Raw genomic sequence first — 5,634 nt, 5'->3', positions numbered from 1 at the left:
CGCCGCCATCCACCAGATGTGCATCCTCCTCACTGAAACAGAAACCGTCTTTCCGACCACCCAACTCCGTCTCATCTACCGCCAGGTCGGCTCATCCTGATTCCACCCCAGGTCAGGATGTCTGAGCTTCCTCTTGTCCGAGCCACCGGGCCGCGGCCCAACCTGTTCCAATCAAAACAAACAGGAGGCACCAGAAGAAGATCGACCGTCGAATGGACCGGCTTTCCGGACACCGAGCTTGGGTCCACCCGTGCAGGGCCAGCGCCGCTCCGAGAGCCAGCGTGGAAAACAGGACGCAGTCGAGGTTTTCAGCAAAAAATTGGGCCATGGAGCGAATCCACACTGGCGGTTCCTGGAGACGTTTGGTAAGTTTCCACTTTCCGAACCATAGAAAGAGACCTTGATCGAGCCAACACCTTTCATGAAAGACCTGCGTTACACCTTCCTTTTTGCCCTCGGGGCTACCCTCTCTTCCCTGATGGCGAGTGCCTCTATCACCTACGAGGGCCGGAGCGGGCCGGGCCGGGGCAAACACGTGGTTTTGATTTCCGGAGACGAGGAATACCGGTCCGAAGAGGCTCTGCCGATGCTGGGGAAGATTCTGAGCCAGCGCCACGGTTTCAAGTGCACCGTTCTTTTTTCACAGGAAGAGGATGGCACCATCAACCCGGACAAGGGTGGTTCTCTGGGCCATTCGGCCGCCATTGATTCGGCGGACCTCATTCTCTTCAGTTTGCGGTTTCGGCATTGGCCGGACGAGGACATGGCGAGATTTGAAAAGGCTTATCTGGCGGGGAAGCCGTTGGTGGCCCTCCGAACGTCCACCCATGCGTTCAATTATCCGAAGACGGTCAAGTGGGCTCGGTACAGTTATGACAACGCGGACTGGAAGGGCGGGTTTGGCAAGCAAGTGTTGGGGGAAACCTGGGTGACGCATTGGGGCGTGCACAAACGGGAGGCGACGAGAGGCATCCTGGAGAACGGCGCGATCAATCATCCCATTCTGAAAGGGATCACCGACGTGTTCGGGGACACGGACGTCTACGAGGCTTATCCGCCTTCGGACGCCACGATCCTGGTGCGCGGGCAGGTGTTGAAGGGCATGACGCCTGGAGATCCTCCTGCGAGTTACACCAAGAAGCGGGCGAACGATCGGAAGGAACAAGGGGTGAATGATCCCATGATGCCGGTTGCGTGGACCCGCGTCCGGCAGAATGAATCCGGACGTTCGAACAAGATTTTCTGCACCACGCTCGGGTCCGCCACGGATTTGTTGAGCGAGGGGACTCGCCGGATGGTCGTCAACGCGGTGTTCTGGGGTCTGGACCTGGAAGTTCCGACCCGGGCGGATGTGCGGTTCATCGATGACTTCAAGCCGACGATGTATGGATTTGGCACTTATCGCCGCGGGTTGAAGCCTTCGGATCACGCTTTGGGCAAGGTTCTGCCGGAAGGGCAGCCGCGCCCGGTTGAGAAGAAGAGCGAAGCGGGGGCGGGGAACGCGGGTCCGCTTTCGTTGAAAAAGGGCGATCATATCGCCTGGGTGGGCGGCGGTTTTGCGGACCGGCTCCAGCATTTCGGACATCTTGAGACTTTGATTCACGGGAAATATCCCGATCACGACCTGGTGTTTCGCAACCTGGCGGTGGCGGGAGATGAAGTGGTTTTCCGGCATCGATCCGAGAATTTTGGAACCCCGGACGACTGGCTCAAGCGGGTGAAGGCTGATGTGGTGTGGGGATTCTTCGGTTTCAACGAATCGTTCAAGGGAGCGGACGGGCTGGCGGGATTCAAGACGGACTTGGACAAATGGGTGAAGGAGACGCGACAAAAAGACTATTCCGGCAAAGGCGCTCCTCGCGTGGTCCTTTTCAGTCCGGTCTCCTTCGAGAAGCATCCGGATCCGAACGTGCAGCCTGCGGAGGGCCCCAACGCGCAGCTCAAAATGTATGCGGGAGCGGTGGAGGAGGTAGCGCGGGCCAATGGCGTTCCTTACGTCGATCTTTTTTCGATTTCCCAACGGTCCTATGCCGCCGCCACAGGCGGTCGTCCTCTCACGCACAACGGTTTCCATTTTACGGAGGAGGGGGACAAGATACTGGCTCCGCAACTCTTCGTGAGTTTGTTGGGAACACCGGCGCCGCTCGGGGAGTTGGACCGTTTGCGTGCGGCGGTGAATGAGAAGAATTATCAATGGCACCAACGTTACCGGACGGTGGACGGTTACAATGTCTATGGCGGGCGTTCGGCGCTGGCCTATGAGGCGGGCAAGGGCGGGTTCATCACCGATCGATTCGCACCGGAGCCCAAAGTGTCGAACTACAAAGTCATGCAGGAGGAGATGACCCAGCGTGATGTTTTGGCCGCCAATCGGGACAAGGTGATATGGGCCGTGGCGAAAGGCGGTTTTTTGAGCGTTGATGACTCGAATCTGCCGGCGGTGACGAAGGTGGGTTCCAACAAGCCGGGGGCGAATCCGGACCGCTCCCATCCCATCCTGGGCGGGGAGGAAGCCATTGCGAAAATGACCGTTCACTCCGGCATGAAGGTGAATTTGTTCGCCAGCGAGAAGGAATTTCCCGAGTTGGTGAAGCCGGTGCAAATGGCTTGGGACACACGGGGACGGCTTTGGGTGGCGGTGTGGCCGAATTACCCACTGCGCACGCCGACCAGCAAGATCGGCGACAGCTTGCTCATTTTCGAGGACACCAACGGGGACGGAAAAGCGGATCGTTGCACCCATTTCATGGACAATTTGAATGCCCCGACCGGGTTTCAATTCTACAAAGACGGCGTGTTGGTGATGCAGGCGCCGGATCTGTGGTTGGTGCGGGATACCGATGGAGATGGGAAGGCGGATTGGAAAGAGCGGGTGTTGATGGGCATGGATTCGGCGGACAGCCATCACACGGCCAACGCGCTGTGTTTGGATCCGGGCGGTTCGATTTACCTGAGCGACGGTGTGTTTCACCGAACCCAGGTGGAAACGCCTCTTGGCGTGGTGCGCAACAATGACGGCGGCATCTATCGTTTCGAGCCCCGCACCTCGCGGTTTCAGACGTATGTTTCGTATGGATTTGCCAATCCGCATGGGCGTGTCTTCGACGGATGGGGCAACGACATCGTCACGGACGCGACGGGCAACGCGAACTTTTTCGGCGCGGCCTTCAGTGGATTCCTTGATTATCCCCACAAACACGCCGGGATGAAGGAGTTTTGGAACCGGCCCTCGCGTCCATGCCCGGCGACCGGCTTTCTCACCAGCCGGCATTTTCCGGAGGAATTTCAGGGCAATTTCCTGAATCTCAATGTGATTGGGTTTCAGGGTATTTTCCGGGCTCAAGTGACCGAGGAAGGATCGGGTTTGAAGGGGGAGACCAAGGAGCATTTGATTTCCTCGACGGACCCGAATTTTCGTCCCATTTGCATTTCCACCGGGCCGGAGGGAGCGATCTATTTTTGTGACTGGCACAATCCGATCATTGGCCACATGCAGCATCATCTGCGGGATCCCAACCGCGACAAGGTCCATGGCCGGATTTACCGGATGACCTACGCGGGAAGGCCGCTGCTCAAGCCGGCGAAGATTCACGGGCAGCCGATTCCGGCGCTGCTGGAGCTGCTTCGGGAACCTGAGAATCAAACGCGCGAACTGGCCAAGATCGAGTTGTGCGGAAGAAGAACTTCTGGCGTGGTGGCCGCGGTGAAGAAGTGGGCCGCCGGATTGGACAAGAAGCACCCCCAGTACGAACACCACATGATGGAAGCGCTCTGGGTTCACCAATGGCACAACGTGGTGGATCAGGATCTCCTGCGACGCATGTTGCAATCCCCGGATCATCGGGCGCGCGCGGCGGCTGCCAGGGTCCTCTGTTATTGGCGCGATCGGGTGTCGGACGCTTTGGATTTGTTTGCCCGAGTGGCTGAGGATCCTCATCCCCGGGTGCGGCTGGAGGCGGTGCGCGCAGCCAGCTTTTACAATGAAGTCGGCGCCGTGAACGTCGCGCTCGCTTCGTTGAAGCACGACACTGATTATTATCTCGATTACACGCTGAAGGAGACCCTGCGTCAGTTGAACAAGGTTTGGCGATCCGCCCTGGCGGAGGGCAAGGCCGTGGCGCCGAACAATCCGGCGGGAATTGAGCGGCTGGTGCGCTCTCTGAGCACAGCGGAACTGAGCAGCATGCCGCGGAATGCCGCCGTCCTGGAGGCGTTGCTGTCAAGAAATGAACTTACGGACAGCGATCGCAGCATGGCTCTGGCCGATTTGGCCATGGCCCGGAACATGGCCCGGGTGCCGCTGCTTTTGCAGAAACTGGACGGCGCGAAGCCGGATGCGATGCTGGCACGCCTGCTTCCATGGCAGCAACCGGTGGATCTCAAGTCCGCCCGCACTCAACTAGCCCGTCTGGCCTCGAACGGGGGATCCACCGAAGTCCGGCAGGCGGCGTGGGCGGCGCTGGCGGTGGCCGACGATTCGTTTGAGGGTGTCTGGAAAGAGGCTTCGGGGCAGAACAAGGCGTTTGCGGAAATGCTCTCGGGCATTCCTCAAATCGCCAGTCCAGATTTCAGGGCGCAAGCTTTTGGCAAGACGCGGGCATTGCTCGGCCAGAGCGGGACTGACGGCCAAGTGCGCACGGGAGCGATTCGGGCCTTGACGAGCATGAATCAAGATCCCGGGGTGGTTTTTGGAGATCTCGCGGGAATGATTCAGAAGGGGGATCTGGTCCTGGAGGCGGCCCGGGGATTGCGGGTATTGCCGCGTGCTTCGTGGCCGAAAATGCAGGCCGGGCAAGTGGCCTCGTCGTTGGTGGCCTGGGCCAAGACGGTCCCGGCGGGAGACCGGACGTCGCAGCCCTTTGTTGAAACCGTGCAGTTCGCCTCTGACTTGGCGGGATTTCTTCCGGCGGACCAAGCCGCGGGTTTGCGCCAGCAACTGCGAAGCTTGAGCGTGGCGGTCTTCGTGGTCCGGACCGTACGCGAGCAAATGAGGTTCGACACCGCCCGGATCGTGGTGGAGGCGGGCAAACCCTTTGAGTTGATCGTGGAAAACGCCGATTTCATGCCCCACAATCTGGTGGTGGTGAAGCCAGGGACGCGGGACAAAGTGGGGACGGCGGCGGTATCGATGAAACCGGACGAAATGGATCAGCGGGGACGCATTTACGTGCCGCGCAATCAAGATGTGATTGAGGCCACGAAACTGCTGGCCGCGGGTGAGAAGGAAACCTTGAAAATCACGGCGCCCAAGGACGAGGGCTCCTATGAATTCGTCTGCACATTCCCCGGCCATCATCAGGTCATGTGGGGGTGGCTGGTCGTGACGAAGGACGTGGAGGGTTACCTGCGATCGAATCCCGAGGTGAAGGTGGCGGGCGCGGGCGGCGACCATCAGCATCATTGAACGAGGCATGTGCCACCCTTGACGCCCATCGCGGCGCCGTCGGCGCCTCCGGAACTTTTCGGGGTATCGTTTGGGACCTGGATCTGGGTTTGTTTGGCCGTGGCGGCGGTGTACGGGGTGGTATACCCACGCCCCTCTTTGGCGCTGCCGCCGCGCGATCCTTTTCGCGGTTGGATGCTTCGGTGGGGGCACTCCGTGGTGTGGGTCTTCATGGCCTTGGGCTGTTTTTT

The 5,634-nt window shown here is 59.6% G+C and carries 2 protein-coding genes; one reads left to right on the top strand and one right to left on the bottom strand.

The window, feature by feature from the left end; genetic code table 11:
- Positions 1-112: 112 nt before the first annotated feature.
- On the bottom strand, positions 113-328 hold the full coding sequence (locus FJ404_19115) for a hypothetical protein (GenBank protein ID MBM3824963.1): 216 nt from the start codon (positions 326-328) through the stop codon (positions 113-115).
- A 1,053-nt stretch (positions 329-1,381) separates the two neighbouring features.
- Here FJ404_19115 and FJ404_19110 point away from each other — a divergent pair.
- Positions 1,382-5,404 carry a dehydrogenase gene (locus FJ404_19110; GenBank protein MBM3824962.1) on the top strand — a complete coding sequence of 1,341 codons (4,023 nt, stop codon included), beginning with the start codon at positions 1,382-1,384 and terminating at the stop codon, positions 5,402-5,404.
- The last annotated feature ends 230 nt before the right edge of the window (positions 5,405-5,634 follow it).

This window comes from Verrucomicrobiota bacterium (genome assembly GCA_016871495.1).
Lineage (GTDB): Bacteria > Verrucomicrobiota > Verrucomicrobiia > Limisphaerales > VHDF01 > VHDF01.
Note: the sequence above shows the minus strand (reverse complement) of the source record. Positions and strands in the feature narration are given on the sequence as shown.